Genomic DNA, 16006 nt, shown 5'->3' on the forward strand with positions numbered 1-16006 from the left:
GCGAAGGACAGGCCGAAGACGATCGCCGAGGAGAGCGAAATCCACCATTGCGTCGACGGCGCGTTGATCGTCGTCTCGTGATGGAAGATTTCCAACCCGAGGCCGAAGGCGATCGGCAGCACGCCGAGAATGGCCGACACAGCCGTCAGCACGACCGGGCGGGCGCGCTCGCGGCAAGTCTGCAGCACCGCCTCGACCTTGTCCCAGCCTTCTTCACGCAGCCGGTCATAGGTGTCGATCAGCACGATGTTGTTGTTCACCACCACGCCGGCCAGAGCGATGACGCCGATGCCCGACATGACGATGCCGAACGTCTCGCCGGTTATCAGCAGCCCGAGGAACACGCCGATCGTCGCCATGACCACGCAGGACAGCACCAGCCAGACGCTGGTGAACTTGTTGAACTGCGCCAGAAGCACCAGGAAGATCAGGAAGATCGCCGCCCCGAAGGCCTTGCTGAGGAAGGCGCTGGCTTCGGCGCTGTCCTCGTTCGAACCGGCCAGCTTCCAGCGGATGCCGCTGCCGAGATCCATGTCGGAGACGGCCTTGGTGACCTGCTCCTGCACAGCCGCGACCTGAGCGCCGGCGGCGACGTTGGCCTGGACGACCACCGTACGCGCGCCGTCGATGCGGTTGAGGATGCCGACCGTCGGCTCGGGCTTGCGCACGACGAAGTTCGAGATCGGCACCGAGCCTTGTGAGGTCTGCACCCTGAGTTCGTCGAGCGTCGACAGCGTGCGCCGGTCTTCGGGCAGGCGCAGCCTTATGTCGACCGCGTCGTCGGCGCCGGCGGGCCGGTATTCCGAGAGCTTCAACCCGTTGGTCACCAGTTGCACCACCGTGCCGACCGAGGTTGGGCTGATGCCGTACTGCGCCGCCTTGGCACGATCCACCTCGAGCGCCCAGTCGACACCGGGCGGCGGCAGGCCGTCGGAAATATCGATGACGCCGGGCACCTTGCCGATGCGCGCCGCGACCTCACGGGCCTTGTCGTCGAGCCCCTTGGGGTCGACGGCCGAAAGCCTGATCTGGATCGGCTTGCCGGTCGGCGGACCGGCTTCCGGCACGCGCACCTCGACATCGACGCCGGGAATGCCGGCCATGACGCCGCGCAGATCGTCCAGGATGTGGTTCGCCGACTTGCGCTCGCGCCAGTCGATAAATTCGTACTGGATGACGCCGACGACGTCTTCGGGGATATCCTGGCCGCCGCCTTGCGTCTTGCCGACGCGGGTGTAGACCGACTTCACACCCGGCCAGCCGAGCAGCCTGTCTTCCGCGATCTTGGTCGCGGTATCCATTTCGGCCAGCGAAAGATTGCCGCGCGCATGCACGTAGAGCAGGCCATAATCCGGCTCGACATTCGGGAAGAACTCGACGCCGGCGCCGTATTTCGAATAGGCAAAGCCGACGCCGAACAAGAGCGCGACGGTCAGCACCAGCACGGTGATGGGGAAGCGCACCGCCTGCTTGACGATCGCCATGTACCAGCCGTCGCGATTGTCATCCTCATGATGCGGCGGCGCCTTGGCGAAGATCGCACCCAGCGTCGGCGCGAAGACAAGCGCGTAGAGCATCGAGGCCGATAGCGTGACGATCAGCGTGATCGGCATGTACTTCATGAAGTCGCCGATGATGCCCGGCCAGAACAGCAGCGGCGAGAAGGCGGCGATGCGCGTCATCGTCGCGGCGATGACCGGACCGGCCATGCGCTTGGCGGCGAGCGCGAAGGCTTCCTCCTTCGGCATGCCCTCGCTCATCCGCCGTTCGGCGAACTCGGTGACGATGATGGCATCGTCGACCAGCATGCCGACGGCCAGGATCAGGCTGAACAGCACGATCATGTTGATCGTGTAGCCCATCATCGCCAGCAGCAGGATGCCGATCAGGAAGGACGACGGAATCGCAAGCCCGATGAGCAGCGAGGCGCGGCCGGACAGCGCGTAGAGGATGACGATGAACACCAGGATGACGGCGATCATCACATGGTTCTGCAGGTCGCCGAGCAGCTGGTTGACGAAGACCGACTTGTCCTGCGTGTAGGTGACGTTCATGCCCTCGGGCATCGACTTGACGAACTCGTCGGACACCGTTCGCACCTTGGCGATGGTGTCGATCAGGTTGGAACCGATGCGCTTCTTGACTTCGATGGCGATGGCCGGCTTGCCATTGAGACGGGTCACCGTCTCGGCATCCTTGAAGGTCGAACGGATCGTCGCGATGTCCTTGGCCTGCACCACGGCATTGGGGCCGGCGACCACCGGCAGTGCGGCGACATCCTCCGGCGTTTCGATCAGCGACGGTACCTTGACGGCGTATTTGCCCTCCGAGCCTTCGATATTGCCGGCGGCGACCAGGCTGTTGGAGTTGCCGACCGCACCGATCAGTTGATCGAGTTGCAGCCCATAGGAAGACAGCTTCATCGGATCGATGACGACCTCGACGAGATCGTCGCGCGCACCCTGCAGCGAGCCCTCGAGAACACCGGGAACCTCCTCGATGCGGTCGCGCAGTTCACGCGCGGCGGCGGTCAGCACGCGTTCGGGCAGATTTCCCGAGAGCGTGACGACGAGCACGGGAAATTCGGAAATGTTGACTTCGGTGACGACGGGTTCTTCCGCCGCCTGCGGCAGGTCGGCCTTGGCGTCCTGCACCTTGCTGCGCGTGTCCTGCAGCGCAGTGGCCAGATTGGTCTGCGGCTGGAATTCGACCAGCACGTAGCCGCCGCCCTGGAAGGCGGCCGAACGCATCTCCTTGAGGCCCTTCAGGCTTTTCAGCTTGCTTTCCATCGGCCGCAGCAGAAGCCGCTCCGAATCCTCGGGCGAAATGCCCTGGTAGATCAGGCTGACATACATCATCGGAATCGGAACGTCGGGCTCCGCTTCCTTTGGCGTCGCCTGATAGGCGACCCAGCCCGCCAGCAGAAGGAAGACGAGGACCGAAATGGTCAGGCGGGCATTGTTGATTGCGAGTCTGACGATATCCATGGCTAACGCCTGTTCTTGAATTTCCACGAGCTGCGTCGCAGCCGATTGTCCCCGCCCAGGGCTAGGCCGTCGCGATCTCTTCCTACTGCGTGCCGGCCGTCGCTTCGCCGAGCAGCTTCTTGATGATCGCTTGGTCGGCCTCGACCGGATTGACCAGATCGCCTTCCTTCACCAGTTCCTGGCCGGCGACGATGATGCGGGCGTCGGCCGGGATGCCGCCGAGGACGAGGCCGGTCGGCGTGTCATCGACGAGGTCGATGGGGAAGAACGCTACCTTGTTGTCCTTGCCCACGGCACGGATGCCGAGGTCGCCCTTGTCGCCGAGCGTCACGACCGAGCGCGGCAGCAGCACCGCGTCGGTGGGCTGTGCGTTGAGCGAGATTTCCGCCGTCATGCCGGCCGGCACCGAGCCGTCGGCATTGGGGACGGCAACCTCGACGCGGAAGGTGCGGGTCGCCGACGAGGCGTCGCGGCTGATGTAGCGCACGGTGCCTTGGACGGTCTGGCCGCTGACCAGCCGTATGGTGGCCTTGTCGCCGAGCTTGAGGTAGCCGAGATCGCGCTCGCTGACTTCGCCGCGGGCAATCACCGGATCGAGCTTGAGGATGGTCGCCACCTCGCCGCCTTGCATGATGGAGCTGCCAAGTTCCACCGGCACCCGGTCGATAACGCCGTCGAAAGGCGCCTTCACCTCGTTGCGGTCGAGTTCGGCCTGTGCCGTTTCCAGCTGCGACTGCGCCGAGGTCAGGTTCGAGCGCGCGGTGTCGAGCTGCAGCTTCGGCAGATTGCCTGATTTCATCAGCCGCAAGGCTGCGTCCAGCTCGGCCTGGCGCTGCACCACCAATTGCTTGGCGTTGTCGACCATCGAGATCTTTTCTTCCGCCGCAAGCATCAGCACCAGATCCCCCGTCTTGACGTGATCGCCTTGCTTGACAGGCAGCTTGTCGATGACACCGGCGACGCGCGTCGCCAGCACCGCCCGCTTGTCGGCTTCGGTCAGCCCGGAAATGCGGATGGCGCGTGCATAGGTCTTGCGTGGCGGCGTCACCACAGCGACCGTGCGCAGCGGTGCCTTCGGCTCGGCTTCCGCCTGCTTGGGCTTCGCCGCATCGGGCGCCTTGGCCTGTTCGGCTTCGGCTGCCTTGGCTTTGTTGGCGGCTACGCTGCCGACTGACGAAAACTCGCCTGTCGCCATCCATGCCGCGAAACCAATGAGCACAACAACGGCTGCAAGCTTGTGAAACCTGATTCTCATCCTCGTTTTTTCCACTGCGGGTTCGGCCAGCGTCCTCATAACGCGGGCGCGTCGCCGATATGGGTGCGCGCCGGGCCGTGTTCAATTTGCCGTGATCGGCGAAGCGCGCTTCTACATCAAAGTTGCACCGCAATATAGTCTGAAAGTTGCAAGATCATTGCGCCACCGGGCAAGATGCGCCCGCCGCCGCCCAGTTTTCGATCGCTTGATAGGTCGCTTCGGCGGAGCCCGGAGCCGGTTCACGACCCGATCCCGGCGCCCAGCCCCAGGCGACCAGTCTGTCGTCGCGAACATGCACCGCGATGTCCTTCAAGCTGCGGTTGCCATTGCGCAGGGGATCCTTGATCTGGGCGCAGATTTCGGCCGAGGACTTGCCTAACCAGGCCATCTCGGCTGGCGCCAGATGCCAGTTCTCGGCCCCGGGCGGCCCGTGCAATGCCTTGGAATTGCTGGAGAAATGGCAAGTCATGCAACGCAGGCCCGGACTGCCGAAGCCCGACCCGTCAGCACCGCGCTGGACATTGAAGGCGTGCACGCGCGTGCCGCCGTAATGCGCACCCGACCAGCGCGGTCGCTCGTCCGCGACATGACAGTCAGCGCAGCGCGGATGCGAGAACACCGCATAGACCTTGTCCCATTCGGACAGGGCTTTTGCTGTGTCGACTGCCACCGGCGCCGGCGTCTGGCTCTCTTGCGCGATCGCAAACGATGCTGCGAGCACAAGCATGGCAGCAGGCGTCAGCATGATGACGAGCTTCTTCATGCGAAGGCCACCGTTTTCGACAGCGGCAGCGTGCGGATGCGCTTTCCGGTGAGCGCGAAGATGGCGTTGGCGAGCGCCGGAGCCGCCGGCGGTGTGCCGACCTCGCCGACGCCGCCCATCCTGTGGAAGTTTTCCAGGATGGCAACTTCGAATACCGGGCACTGGAAGATCCGCATGGCGTCGAAATCGTGGAAGTTCGACTGTTCGACCATGCCGTCGGCGAAGGTGATTTCCTGCCCCATCGCCGCCGAAAGACCGTAGATGGCCGCCGAGATCAACTGCGCCTCGATGATGCCAGGGTCGAGCGCGGTGCCGACATCGGCGGCGATCCACACCTTCTCGATGCGGATGCCGGCCGGCGTGTCCGCCACCTGGACGATCTCGCCGACCCAACTGCCGAAGGACAGCGTGAAGGCGATACCCCTGGCCTTGCCGGCGGGCAGCGCCTCGCCCCATTTCGCCATCGCGGCGACTTTCTCCACCACCTTCACCGCCGAGGGATAAGCGGCCATCAGTCTCTTGCGCATCTCGACCTGATCGATTTTTCCGGCAATGGCGATCTCGTCCATGAAGCCCTCGTGGAAGAAGCCGTTGACCGAGCTGCCGACCGAGCGCCAGGAGCCGACGGGGATGGAGACCGGCGCTGCGACACCAGTGACCCGGTAATTCGGGATGGAGTAGGGTTGGTCGTAGGCGCCATCGACGATGGTCTTGTCGGGACCGAGCGGCGATATCGAGGGGAACAGCCGGCGCAGCATGCCGGCAATCACCGATGGCGAGGCCATCTTCATGTCGACGGCCACTGGCATGCCATCGTCGCCGAGCCGCGCCTGGAACTTGCCTATTGCGGCTGGCCGGTAGGCGTCGTGGCGCATGTCTTCTTCACGCGTCCAGGTCACCTTGACCGGACGCCCGCCCGTCTCCTTCGCCATCAGCGCGGCGCACAGTGCGTAATCCACCTCGACGCGCCGGCCGAAACCGCCGCCCATGAAGGTGGTGTGCACATTGATCTTGTCCTGCTCGATGCCGACCGCGTTGGCGCAAAGCTGCCGCACCAGGGTCGGCGCCTGGTTGCCGCACCAGATGTCGAGCGCACCGTCCTTGAACTGTGCCGTGGCGTTCATCGGCTCCATCGTCGCATGCGCCAGATAGGGCACGGAATAGTCTGCCTCGACGATCCTTTCGCGCGGCGCGTCGGCAAAAGCGGTATCGACGTCGCCATTGTCGCGCATCACCGACCCCTTGGTGGCAAGCGCCTGCTTCAGCACATCTGAAATGGCAGCGCTGCCGAGCGGGTATTCGGGATCGAACCACTGGGCGTCGATCGCCTCGGCCGCCTTGAATGCCGCCCATGTGTTGTCGGCGATGATGCCGAAGCCATGGCCATAATTCGTCTCAAGCGGCACGATCTTGATCACGCCGGGCATTTTTTCGGCCCTGGAAAGGTCCGCCTTGACCGGCTTGGCCCAGAAGCGCGGGCTCATCTTGACCGTGCCGTAGAGCATGTCCGGCAGCCTGACATCGATGCCGAAGATCGGCGCCCCGGTGACCTTGGCCAGCATGTCGATGCGCTTTTGCGGCTTTCCCAGCAGCTTCCAGTCGGCTTTGTCCTTGAGCCTGACTTCGTCCGGCGGCGCCATCGCGGCGGCAGCCGCGGCGACCGCGCCATAGGTCAGCGACTTGCCCGACGCCTTGTGCAGGATCGAACCGTCGGCCGTTTCCAGATCGGCTGCGGCAACACCCAGTTCTTGCGCCGCAGCCGCGATCAGCATCTGCCGGGCAGCGGCACCCGCTTGCCGCATCTTGTCAAAACCATCGCGTGTCGAAGCCGAACCGCCGGTGCCCTGCAGGGCAAGGAACTTGCCGACCACGCCGAGACCCGAGCGCACCGCTTGCGCCGTCATGCTCTCGTCGAAGAAGGCGAACGGACCGCCCTCTTGAAGGATCGCGGCGTTATAATAGGCATGGGATGCCGGTCCATGCTCGACCTTGACCCGGTCGAGCCCGACGTCGAGTTCCTCTGCGACCATGGCCGCCAGCGTCGTCGAGATGCCTTGCCCCATCTCGGCGCGCGGCGCGACGATGGTGATGGTGTTGTCGGCGCCGATCTTCACATAGGGGTTGAACGTCGCCTCGCCCTTGCCGAGTTCGGCCTCGAGCGGGTTCGGAAAGGGCTTGCGATAGTAATAATAGCCGACGGCAACGCCGCCCGCGACGGCGGCAGCACCAATCAGAAACGTGCGGCGGGCGATCTTTCCAACACTGGCCATGGTGATCAGAGCCCCGCCGTCTTGAGTACCGCGGCCTTCTTGATGGCCGAGCGGATTTTGGGATAGGTGCCGCAGCGGCAGAGATTGCCGCCCATGGCGTTGTCGATGTCGGCATCGCTTGGGTCGGCGACTTCATCGAGCAGCGCCACCGCGCTCATGATCTGGCCGGCCTGGCAGTAGCCGCATTGCGCGACCTGTTCCTCCAGCCATGCCTGCTGCACCGGATGCAGCTTCCCCGCGGTGCCGATGCCTTCAATGGTCGTGATAGCGCCGCTGACCTGCCCAACCGGGAGTGAGCAGGAACGCACCGGCTGACCGTCAACGTGAACTGTGCAGGCGCCGCAGGCTGCGATGCCGCAGCCGAATTTTGGCCCTGTCTTGCCAATGAGATCGCGAAGCGCCCACAGCAGCGGCATTTCAGGATCGGCATCGATATCGAAAGACTGACCGTCGACGGTAAGGCGCATGGGGATACCCTTTGTTGTCGTCCACTGCCAAGGCGAAGCGTCCTCTCGAACGTTTCGCTCCGATACAGATTGACAAATTTCGTCATTTTGTCAAATAGGATTTTGCAGGATAGAATTGCTCCATGAACCCGATCGAAGACATCGCCGCCATAGATCCCAAGCGCGTCCGCATCCTGGACGGCGCGATGAAGGTGTTTTTGGCCTATGGCTTCACCCGCACCACCATGGACGACATCGCCCGCGCCGCAGACATGTCGCGCCCGGCGCTCTATCTCCTGTTCAAGAACAAGACCGACATTTTCCGCGCCATCGCCATGATGATCCTGTCGCGCTCGGTCGAGGCAGCAAAAACGGCTCTAGCCGGCGAGGGTGCTTTCACCGAGCGCATGATGCGGGCCATCGACGAGGCATTCATCTCAATGATGGGCGCGGTCGTTGCTTCGCCGCACGGCGCCGAATTGCTGGACATGAAATCGAGCCTTGGCGATCTGGTGGGCTGCTGGCGCGGCGGGCTTGGCCAACACATCGGCGCCGCGATAGAGCGCGAGGCAGCCAGGAACGGCGTCGACCTGGCGGCCAGAGGCCTGTCGGCGCAACTGCTTGCCGACATGCTGCTCGACGGGCTGGAAGGCATGAAGGCGCGGATCAGAGATCCGGAGGGGCAGCGGCAGGCAGCCGCTGCCCTGATCAGGGTGATCGACCTGACCTTGAAAGCTCGATGAAACCAGTATCGGGTTTTCAGTTCAGGCCCGACGGCGAACCACCTCCGGATTTTTGCGCACAGCGAGGAATTCCTTGACCCGCCGGCCAGGTGCCGGACCGCGCACCGGCTTGAAGCCGTCATCGAGTTCGCCGGAGAGATCGAGCGTCGGACGCTTGCCGACGGCCTCGTAATTCTCTTCCAGCCAGTCGCTGGCGGCGGTGCGGCCGAGATCACGCAGGTAGGTCAGGAACGCCCATTCGGCGTTGACCTTCGAGGACGCCGACAGGTCCTTGAATGCCTCATCGGCATCGATGCGGTGCATGCGGATGTCGCGGTACTCGCCATGCGGCAGACGGCCGGCGGCGATCAGTTCCTTGACGAAGGCGATCGAGCGGAATTCGCGCAGGAGCCCGGCGTTGAAGGCGATCTCGTCGATGCGGTTCTGGATCTCGTTGGCGCTTCTTGGTGTTCCCTCCCGTACCACCGGATTGATCTGCACCAGAAGCACGTCCTCGGTCGCAGCCGTCTTGAAGAACGGATAAAGCGCCGGGTTGCCGCCATAGCCGCCATCCCAATAGGGCACCCCCTTGATCTCGACAGCACGGAACAGTTGCGGCAGGCAGGCCGAGGCCATCACCGTGTCGAGGTCGATCTCGCCATCGGAAAAGACGCGCAACTGTCCGGTCTCGACATTGGTCGCCGAGATGAACAGTTCCATCGACTTGCAGGCGCGGACATTGTCGAAATCGATCTCCTGCTGAACCACGTCGCGCAGCGGGTTGAAGCCGAGCGGATTGGCGACATAGGGCGAGAACACCCGCGACATGGTGTCGAAGAAGACATAGCCAGGCGTATTCTCGATCGACCAGTTGCCCCAGGCGACATCCCACGGCATGCGGTGTACCGGGCTGAACCGGCCCTTGGCCGCCACCGCGCGCCAGAAATCGTCAAGTTTCTGCCGCGCTCCCTCGACACCTCCGCGCACATATCCGTCGGCCAGCGCCACCGCGTTCATGGCGCCGGCGCTGGTGCCGGACACTGCTGATATCTCCAGCCGTCCGTCCTCCAGCAGGCGGTCGAGCACACCCCAGGAAAAGGCCCCGTGCGAGCCGCCGCCCTGAAGCGCGATGTTGATCTTCTTCTTTGTCTCCTCCGCCTTGCCGTTTTTGGTCATGGCGTCGTCCTTGGTTCGTTTTGGATAGATGAGAAGATTTTGCGCCTCACGCGGCGGTCCAGCCGCCATCGACCGAGAGATGCGTGCCGTTGATCTGCGCTGCCGCGTCCGAGCACAGGAACACCGCCGCTGCCGCGATCTGCTCCACCGTGACGAATTCCTTGGTCGGCTGCTTGTCCAGCATGACCTCACGGATGACGGTCTCGCGATCCATCTGATGGGCTTTCATCTGGTCGGGGATCTGCGCCTCAACCAGCGGCGTCAGCACATATCCGGGGCAGATGGCGTTGCAGGTAATTTTTTCACGCGCCAGTTCGAGCGCAACGGTCTTGGTCAAACCCATGATGCCATGCTTCGCCGAGACATAGGCCGATTTGAACGGCGACGCGACCAGGCCGTGCGCCGAGGCGATGTTGACGATCCGGCCACCGCCGGCCTCCTTCATCAGCGGGATCGCGGCTGCAATGGTGTGGAACGCCGACGACAGGTTGATTGCGATAATGGCGTCCCATTTCTCGATCGGAAAGTCCTCAACCGGCGCGACATGCTGGATGCCGGCATTGTTGATGAGGATATCGACCGATCCGAATGTCTCAGCCGCCTTGGCGATCAGCGCCCGGCATTCGGCCGGTTTCGACATGTCGGCCTTGATGTAGGCGATCTTCACCTTGTGCTGTCTGGCGATCGCATCGGCGACGGCGTGGTCGGCTTCCGTGTCGGAGAAAGAGTTGACGACGACATTATGGCCTTCGGCCGCCAACGCCTGGGCGATGGCCAGGCCAATGCCCGATGTGGAGCCGGTGATGACTGCGGTTTTTCTGGCGGCCAAGGGTGGAGTCCTCTGGTTGCGGCAAGAGCGAGCTTATGTTGCACTGCAGCATATATGCTCAATGCGACGCAATAACAGCGGCCAGAATTTCCGAGGAGATGAAATTTTCGTCATGAGCGGCCACACGGCCGCTCACCAGGAGGATATCGTTTGGATCGCCCGTCGCTCGCCAGGCGCCGATAAGCCTCAGGCAGCCAGCTCCGGCACCGGCCCGACATAGCGTGACTGCGGGCGGATCAGCCGCCCGGTCGTCTGCTGTTCGCGCGCATGCGCGATCCAGCCGGCGACGCGCCCAGCGGCAAAGACATTGCTGAAGGTTTGTGGCGGAAAGCCCGCCGCCTCCAACAGCAGCGCGGTGTAGAACTCGACATTGGTCTGCAGCGAGCGCGACGGCTTGGCGATCCGCAGCACGTCGAGCGCTACCTGTTCCACTGTCTCCGCGAATGCCAGCCGGCGGCCGGTTTCGCCCTCGCCGCCGAGTTGCCGCACGACGGCCTTCAGCACATCGGCGCGCGGATCGCGCACACGGTAGATGCGGTGCCCGAAACCCATGATGCGCCTGCCGTGCGAGATCTCGTCGCGAAGCCAGCCGGCGGCATCGCCATGCGCCTGGATCGCATCCAGCATCTCGATCACCGGACCGGGCGCCCCGCCATGCAGCGGCCCCTTTAGCGCGCCGAGCCCGGCCAGCACGGAGGATGTCAGGCCGGCCTGCGTCGAGGCCACCACGCGCGTCGCAAAGGTCGACGCATTGAGGCCATGATCGCAGACGGTCACGAGATAGGTATCGAGCGCCTTCGCCAGCGCCGTCGAGGCGACGCTGCCGCTCAGCATCTTCAACATGTCGGCGGCATGATCGGCGCGGCTGTCCGGCGCGATCGGCTGCTCGCCGCGCCGCAGGCGCAGCAGGGCCGGTGTCAGCACGGCAGGTGCCGCGATCAGCCGCAATGCGTCCGTCAGCGTGTTGCCGTCCGGCAGCAGCGCCATGCCGGCGCGCATGGCGCTGTAAACATCGAGCGACGCCAGCAGCGGCAGCGAGGGCAAGAGCCGTTCGAACACCTCAGCGCGTGCCTGGCCCAGTGCCCGCGTCAGTTGCGCCTCATCGGGAAGGTCGTCGAAGAAGCCGTCGAGCAGCAACCGCATCACCTGGGCATAGTTCAAGCGGCCGGCCAGCTCCGGCAGCGAATGACCTCGGATCGTCAGACGGCCACCAAGACCATCCACATCGGAAAGCACGGTTTCCGCCGCCACCACATCATCTAGCCCATTCGCCATAGCCTGTCTCCTTGAAGCATTTCCCGATCGGAGATAGAGATGGGCAACGTTTCCATCAATCTTGATCAATAGAATCAATATCAGGGCTCGATATGTCCGAGTGGTTGTCCCGGGAAGAGGCGCTTGAGCGCCTCAATGTGCGGGCGCAGACGCTGTACGCCTATGTCAGCCGTGGGCGCATCGGTATGCGGCCCGACCGCGCCGATCCGCGCCGCAGCCAGTACCGCGCCGACGATATCGCCGCACTGGCGACCCGCCGGGCGCGCGGACGGAGCCCATCAGTCATCGCTGAAAGCGCCATTGCCTGGGGCGAACCCTCAATCGCAACGGCGATTTCGACCGTCTCGCACGGTCGGCTCATCTATCGCGGGCAGGACGCTGCAGTGCTCTCCGGGCACGCCACACTGGAAGAAGCCGCCGCCATTCTCTGGGCTCTGCCGGAACCGGTGGCTTTCGAAGCACCGTCGCCGGATGTGCCCCATCAAGCCGGCCGGGCCTCGGCTTTTGCGCAACTTGCCGTGCTTGCCGGCCAAGGGCGCCCGTCGATTGGGCGCAACCGGGCCTCGCTGCATGCCGATGCCGCGCACGCTGTCGGCGTGCTGGTCGCCGCGCTGGGCGCACCGGCAGGACCAGATCCCGTCCATCAGCGGCTGGCGCAAGCCTGGTCGGTGGACGCCGGCGGCGCCAATGCGATCCGCCGCGCGCTTGTCCTGCTTGCCGATCATGAACTGAATGCGTCGACCTTCGCCGCGCGCGTCGCAGCCTCGACCGGCGCGCCGCTGGCCGCTTGCCTGCTGGCCGGGCTCGCGACGCTGTCAGGCCCTCGCCATGGCGGTGCCGCCGAGGCGGTGATGCAACTGGCCGAGGATGCGGCCCGACATGGCGCCGATGCGACGATCCGGCGCTGGCTCAGCCACGACCGGCCATTGCCGGGGTTCGGTCATCAGCTCTATCCTGACGGCGATCCCCGAGGGGCGGCGTTGCTGTCGGTGATCGAGGTTGACGGCACACTATCGTCGCTGCGCGACGCTGCCTTTGCGGCGACCGGCGCGCTTCCCAATATCGACTTTGGGCTGGCAGCGCTGACGCGCAGCCTCGGCTTGCCGCGCGATGCGCCGTTTCGCCTGTTTGCGCTCGCACGCAGCGTCGGCTGGGCCGAGCACACGGTCGAACAGATCACAAGCGGAAGTGTCATCAGGCCGCGCGGCCGCTATGAGGGCGTGCTGGTGTAGGGTTGCAAGAGCGCCAAGCGCTCAGGACATCGTGTCGAGCTTGCGCTGCATGGCCGCGATCTGGTCCTTCAGTTCCTGAAGATCGTCGGGTTTTTCTGACGTTTCCTTCCTGGCCGGCTCGGGCGACGGCGCGGCGGCTGGCGCGGTGCCGGCGGGCGGGAACGGCGTGAACAGCCGCATCGCATTCTGGAACATTTCCATGTTGCGGCGTGTCTGTTCCTCCAGCGCCTTGATCGGCGTGGTGATCTTCATCATGTCGAGCGGCGACTTGCCGATCGCCCCCTTCATCTGCTCGCGAAAGCGCTCCTGCTCCTTGGAAAAGGCAAGCATCGACTGTTCGAGGAAGCTCGGCACGATCATCTGCATCTGGTCGCCATAATAGGCGATCAGCTGGCGCAGGAACGGGATCGGCAGCATGTTTTGCCCGTCCTTGTTCTCCAGTTCGAAGATGATCTGTGTCAGCACCGGATGCGTGATGTCGTCGCCGGTCTTGGCGTCCTGGACGGTGAACTCCTCGCCCTTCTTGACCATCTCGGCGAGGTCCTCGAGCGTCACATAGGTGCTGGTGCCGGTGTTGTAGAGGCGGCGATTGGCGTATTTCTTGATGATGATCGGATCGTCTTTAGCGGCCATCTACATCCTCCCGGGGACACCGGCGCGCCTCTGAGCAAGCCGCCGATAACGATTGTGCCTTTTTTTTGAGGATATGCGCAAAAGCTTCACAATTCCAAGCAGTTTGTGCAGTGCGGGATCACTAAATGCTGCATAGCAGGCAAAATATGCTGCGCAGCAATGGACGAATGGTCGCCATGGCAAGGCACGGCCTGCTTGCGGCGCATGGGCGCCATGCCCATTTCCGGTTTGACTTGGGGTTAGGAAAGGGCAAGAAAAGTCCCCAACGACAGAGCAACACCCTTGAAGTCTGGAGAAGAAAATGTCCGCTTCCATCGTCATTGCCAGTGCGGCGCGCACGCCGGTCGGCTCCTTCAACGGCGCCTTTGCCGCCACCCCGGCGCATGAGCTCGGTGCCGTCGTCATCAGGGAATTGCTGTCACGTGCCGGTGTCGAACCAGGCGAGGTCGACGAGGTCATCCTCGGCCAGGTGCTGACCGCCGCGCAAGGCCAGAACCCGGCCCGCCAGGCATCGATCAATGCCGGTCTGCCCAAGGAAACCACCGCCTGGGGCCTCAATCAGGTTTGCGGCTCGGGCCTGCGTGCCATTGCGCTCGGCATGCAGCAGATCGCCATCGGCGACGCCAAGGTGATCATCGCCGGCGGCCAGGAATCGATGTCGCTTTCGACGCATGCCCAGCACCTGCGCGCCGGCGTCAAGATGGGCGACTTCAAGCTGATCGACACCATGATCAAGGACGGGCTGTGGGACGCCTTCAACGGCTATCACATGGGCAACACCGCCGAAAACGTCGCGCGTCAGTTCCAGATCACCCGCGAAGACCAGGACCAGTTCGCGCTCGCCTCGCAAAACAAGGCCGAGGCCGCGCAGAAGGCCGGCAAGTTCAAGGACGAGATCGTCGCCGTCACACTCAAGGGCAAGAAGGGCGACACCATTGTCGACCAGGACGAATACATCCGCCACGGCGCCACGCTCGACGCCATGACCAAGCTGAAGCCGGCCTTCGACAAGGACGGCACGGTGACCGCCGCTAACGCCTCCGGCATCAATGACGGTGCCGCCGGCGCGCTGCTGATGAGCGAGGCGGAAGCGGTGAGGCGCGGCATCACCCCGCTGGCACGCATCGTGTCCTGGGCAACCGCCGGCGTCGATCCGCAGATTATGGGCACCGGCCCGATCCCAGCATCGCGCAAGGCCTTGGAAAAGGCCGGCTGGTCGGTCGGCGATCTCGACCTGGTCGAGGCCAACGAGGCCTTTGCCGCCCAAGCCTGCGCCGTCAACAAGGACATGGGCTGGGATCCTTCGATCGTCAACGTCAACGGCGGCGCCATCGCCATCGGCCACCCGATCGGCGCGTCGGGCGCCCGCGTCTTCAACACGCTGGTCTTCGAAATGCGCCGGCGCGGCGCCAAGAAAGGCCTCGCCACCTTGTGCATCGGCGGCGGCATGGGCGTCGCCATGTGCATCGAAGCACTCTGAAAAAGAAGTGAGTAGCAAATAGGGAGTAGTCAATAGGGAAGAATTGCGTCAGCGCGACGGGACGTAGATCCCTACTCGCTATTCGCTACTCCCTATTCGCTCTCCCGACCAAAGGGAGGGAACACGCATGACCAAGGTAGCAATCGTCACAGGCGGATCGCGCGGCATCGGCGCGGCGATCTCGATCGCATTGAAGACCGTCGGCTATTCGGTTGCGGCGAACTATGCCGGCAATGACGCCGCAGCGGCGAAATTCAAGGCCGAGACCGGCATTCCGGTCTACAAATGGTCGGTCGCCGACTATGATTCCTGCGCCGCCGGCATCAAGCAGGTCGAGGCCGATCTCGGCCCGGTTTCGGTGCTGGTCAACAATGCCGGCATCACCCGCGACGCCATGTTCCACAAGATCACGCGCGAGCAGTGGAAAGAGGTCATCGACACCAACCTGTCCGGCGTCTTCAACATGACGCATCCGCTGTGGAGCGGCATGCGCGACCGCAAGTTCGGCCGCGTCATCACCATCTCCTCGATCAACGGCCAGAAAGGCCAGGCCGGCCAGGTCAACTATTCCGCCGCCAAGGCTGGCGACATCGGTTTCAGCAAAGCCCTCGCTCAAGAGGGAGCTCGCGCGGGCATCACTGTCAACGTCATCTGCCCTGGCTACATCGCCACCGAGATGGTCAAGGCGATCGACGAGAGGGTGCTCAACGACCGCATCATCCCGCAAATCCCCGTCGGCCGCCTCGGCGAACCGGAAGAAATCGCGCGCTGCGTCGTCTTCCTCGCATCCGAAGATGCAGGCTTCATCACCGGCTCGACCATCACGGCCAACGGTGGCCAATACTTCGCCTGACGACAACCACGTGGCTTGAAACGTGCACGTGCCGGCGGTGTCGCCGGCACGTTCGTCTTTAGACGCAACTGCTCCGATACAGCGC

13 protein-coding genes are annotated in these 16006 nt (G+C 63.8%); 4 read left to right on the forward strand and 9 right to left on the reverse strand.

What is annotated here, in order from left to right; translation table 11 throughout:
* From EN749_RS14510 to EN749_RS14530, 5 genes are all read right to left on the reverse strand, one after another.
* Positions 1–2987: efflux RND transporter permease subunit (locus tag EN749_RS14510; protein ID WP_145990919.1), on the reverse strand; the 2987-nt coding region annotated here is incomplete at its 3' end.
* Positions 2988–3069: 82 nt separating this feature from the next.
* On the reverse strand, positions 3070–4242 hold the full coding sequence (locus EN749_RS14515) for an efflux RND transporter periplasmic adaptor subunit (RefSeq protein ID WP_127809049.1): 1173 nt from the start codon (positions 4240–4242) through the stop codon (positions 3070–3072).
* 154 nt (positions 4243–4396) lie between these two features.
* On the reverse strand, positions 4397–5005 hold the full coding sequence (locus tag EN749_RS14520; protein ID WP_128363391.1) for a hypothetical protein: 609 nt from the start codon (positions 5003–5005) through the stop codon (positions 4397–4399).
* The gene (locus EN749_RS14525) at positions 5002–7275 is read right to left on the reverse strand and encodes a xanthine dehydrogenase family protein molybdopterin-binding subunit (RefSeq protein ID WP_128363392.1); all 2274 of its coding nucleotides are present in this window, start codon (positions 7273–7275) and stop codon (positions 5002–5004) included. Before EN749_RS14525 ends, EN749_RS14520 begins: the two co-directional genes overlap by 4 nt.
* Before the next feature lie 5 nt (positions 7276–7280).
* Positions 7281–7742, reverse strand: a complete 462-nt coding sequence (locus EN749_RS14530; protein WP_128363393.1) for a (2Fe-2S)-binding protein — start codon at positions 7740–7742, stop codon at positions 7281–7283.
* 122 nt (positions 7743–7864) lie between these two features.
* Here EN749_RS14530 and EN749_RS14535 point away from each other — a divergent pair, with 122 nt between their 5' ends.
* Complete coding sequence (locus EN749_RS14535) at positions 7865–8464, forward strand: TetR/AcrR family transcriptional regulator (RefSeq protein WP_128363394.1); 600 nt, start codon at positions 7865–7867, stop codon at positions 8462–8464.
* Positions 8465–8485: 21 nt separating this feature from the next.
* Here the strand turns inward: EN749_RS14535 and EN749_RS14540 are convergent, their stop codons facing one another.
* The 3 genes from EN749_RS14540 to EN749_RS14550 all read right to left on the reverse strand — a co-directional run bounded on the left by EN749_RS14540 (position 8486) and on the right by EN749_RS14550 (position 11723).
* The gene (locus EN749_RS14540; protein ID WP_128363395.1) at positions 8486–9619 is read right to left on the reverse strand and encodes a patatin-like phospholipase family protein; all 1134 of its coding nucleotides are present in this window, start codon (positions 9617–9619) and stop codon (positions 8486–8488) included.
* 46 nt (positions 9620–9665) lie between these two features.
* On the reverse strand, positions 9666–10448 hold the full coding sequence (locus EN749_RS14545; RefSeq protein WP_128363396.1) for a 3-hydroxybutyrate dehydrogenase: 783 nt from the start codon (positions 10446–10448) through the stop codon (positions 9666–9668).
* 186 nt (positions 10449–10634) lie between these two features.
* Positions 10635–11723, reverse strand: a complete 1089-nt coding sequence (locus EN749_RS14550) for a citrate synthase/methylcitrate synthase (protein WP_128363397.1) — start codon at positions 11721–11723, stop codon at positions 10635–10637.
* A 92-nt stretch (positions 11724–11815) separates the two neighbouring features.
* Here EN749_RS14550 and EN749_RS14555 point away from each other — a divergent pair, with 92 nt between their 5' ends.
* A complete protein-coding gene (locus EN749_RS14555) occupies positions 11816–12955 on the forward strand; it encodes a citrate synthase (RefSeq protein ID WP_128363398.1) in 1140 nt (379 codons plus the stop codon).
* Between the two features lie 21 nt (positions 12956–12976).
* Here the strand turns inward: EN749_RS14555 and phaR are convergent, their stop codons facing one another.
* The gene (gene phaR / locus EN749_RS14560) at positions 12977–13588 is read right to left on the reverse strand and encodes a polyhydroxyalkanoate synthesis repressor PhaR (RefSeq protein ID WP_027037157.1); all 612 of its coding nucleotides are present in this window, start codon (positions 13586–13588) and stop codon (positions 12977–12979) included.
* 301 nt (positions 13589–13889) lie between these two features.
* Between phaR and EN749_RS14565 the strand changes: the two genes are divergently transcribed.
* Positions 13890–15068 (forward strand): acetyl-CoA C-acetyltransferase, encoded by a 1179-nt coding sequence (locus EN749_RS14565; RefSeq protein WP_127809042.1) that lies wholly within the window; start codon positions 13890–13892, stop codon positions 15066–15068.
* A gap of 127 nt (positions 15069–15195) precedes the next feature.
* Entirely contained in the window at positions 15196–15921 is a 726-nt protein-coding gene (gene phbB, locus EN749_RS14570) for an acetoacetyl-CoA reductase (RefSeq protein ID WP_023814310.1), read from the forward strand.
* Positions 15922–16006: the final 85 nt, after the last annotated feature.

Source organism: Mesorhizobium sp. M7A.F.Ca.ET.027.02.1.1, from assembly GCF_004022985.1.
In the GTDB taxonomy this organism is placed as follows: Bacteria; Pseudomonadota; Alphaproteobacteria; order Rhizobiales; family Rhizobiaceae; genus Mesorhizobium.

What these genes read in the sequence shown, in the direction of transcription:
- EN749_RS14515 (WP_127809049.1), bottom strand. Translation starts at nt 4,242, where the DNA reads ATGAGAATCAGGTTTCACAAGCTTGCAGCCGTTGTTGTGCTCATTGGT.
- EN749_RS14520 (WP_128363391.1), bottom strand. Translation starts at nt 5,005, where the DNA reads ATGAAGAAGCTCGTCATCATGCTGACGCCTGCTGCCATGCTTGTGCTC.
- EN749_RS14525 (WP_128363392.1), bottom strand. Translation starts at nt 7,275, where the DNA reads ATGGCCAGTGTTGGAAAGATCGCCCGCCGCACGTTTCTGATTGGTGCT.
- EN749_RS14530 (WP_128363393.1), bottom strand. Translation starts at nt 7,742, where the DNA reads ATGCGCCTTACCGTCGACGGTCAGTCTTTCGATATCGATGCCGATCCT.
- EN749_RS14535 (WP_128363394.1), top strand. Translation starts at nt 7,865, where the DNA reads ATGAACCCGATCGAAGACATCGCCGCCATAGATCCCAAGCGCGTCCGC.
- EN749_RS14540 (WP_128363395.1), bottom strand. Translation starts at nt 9,619, where the DNA reads ATGACCAAAAACGGCAAGGCGGAGGAGACAAAGAAGAAGATCAACATC.
- EN749_RS14550 (WP_128363397.1), bottom strand. Translation starts at nt 11,723, where the DNA reads ATGGCGAATGGGCTAGATGATGTGGTGGCGGCGGAAACCGTGCTTTCC.
- EN749_RS14555 (WP_128363398.1), top strand. Translation starts at nt 11,816, where the DNA reads ATGTCCGAGTGGTTGTCCCGGGAAGAGGCGCTTGAGCGCCTCAATGTG.
- phaR (WP_027037157.1), bottom strand. Translation starts at nt 13,588, where the DNA reads ATGGCCGCTAAAGACGATCCGATCATCATCAAGAAATACGCCAATCGC.
- EN749_RS14565 (WP_127809042.1), top strand. Translation starts at nt 13,890, where the DNA reads ATGTCCGCTTCCATCGTCATTGCCAGTGCGGCGCGCACGCCGGTCGGC.
- phbB (WP_023814310.1), top strand. Translation starts at nt 15,196, where the DNA reads ATGACCAAGGTAGCAATCGTCACAGGCGGATCGCGCGGCATCGGCGCG.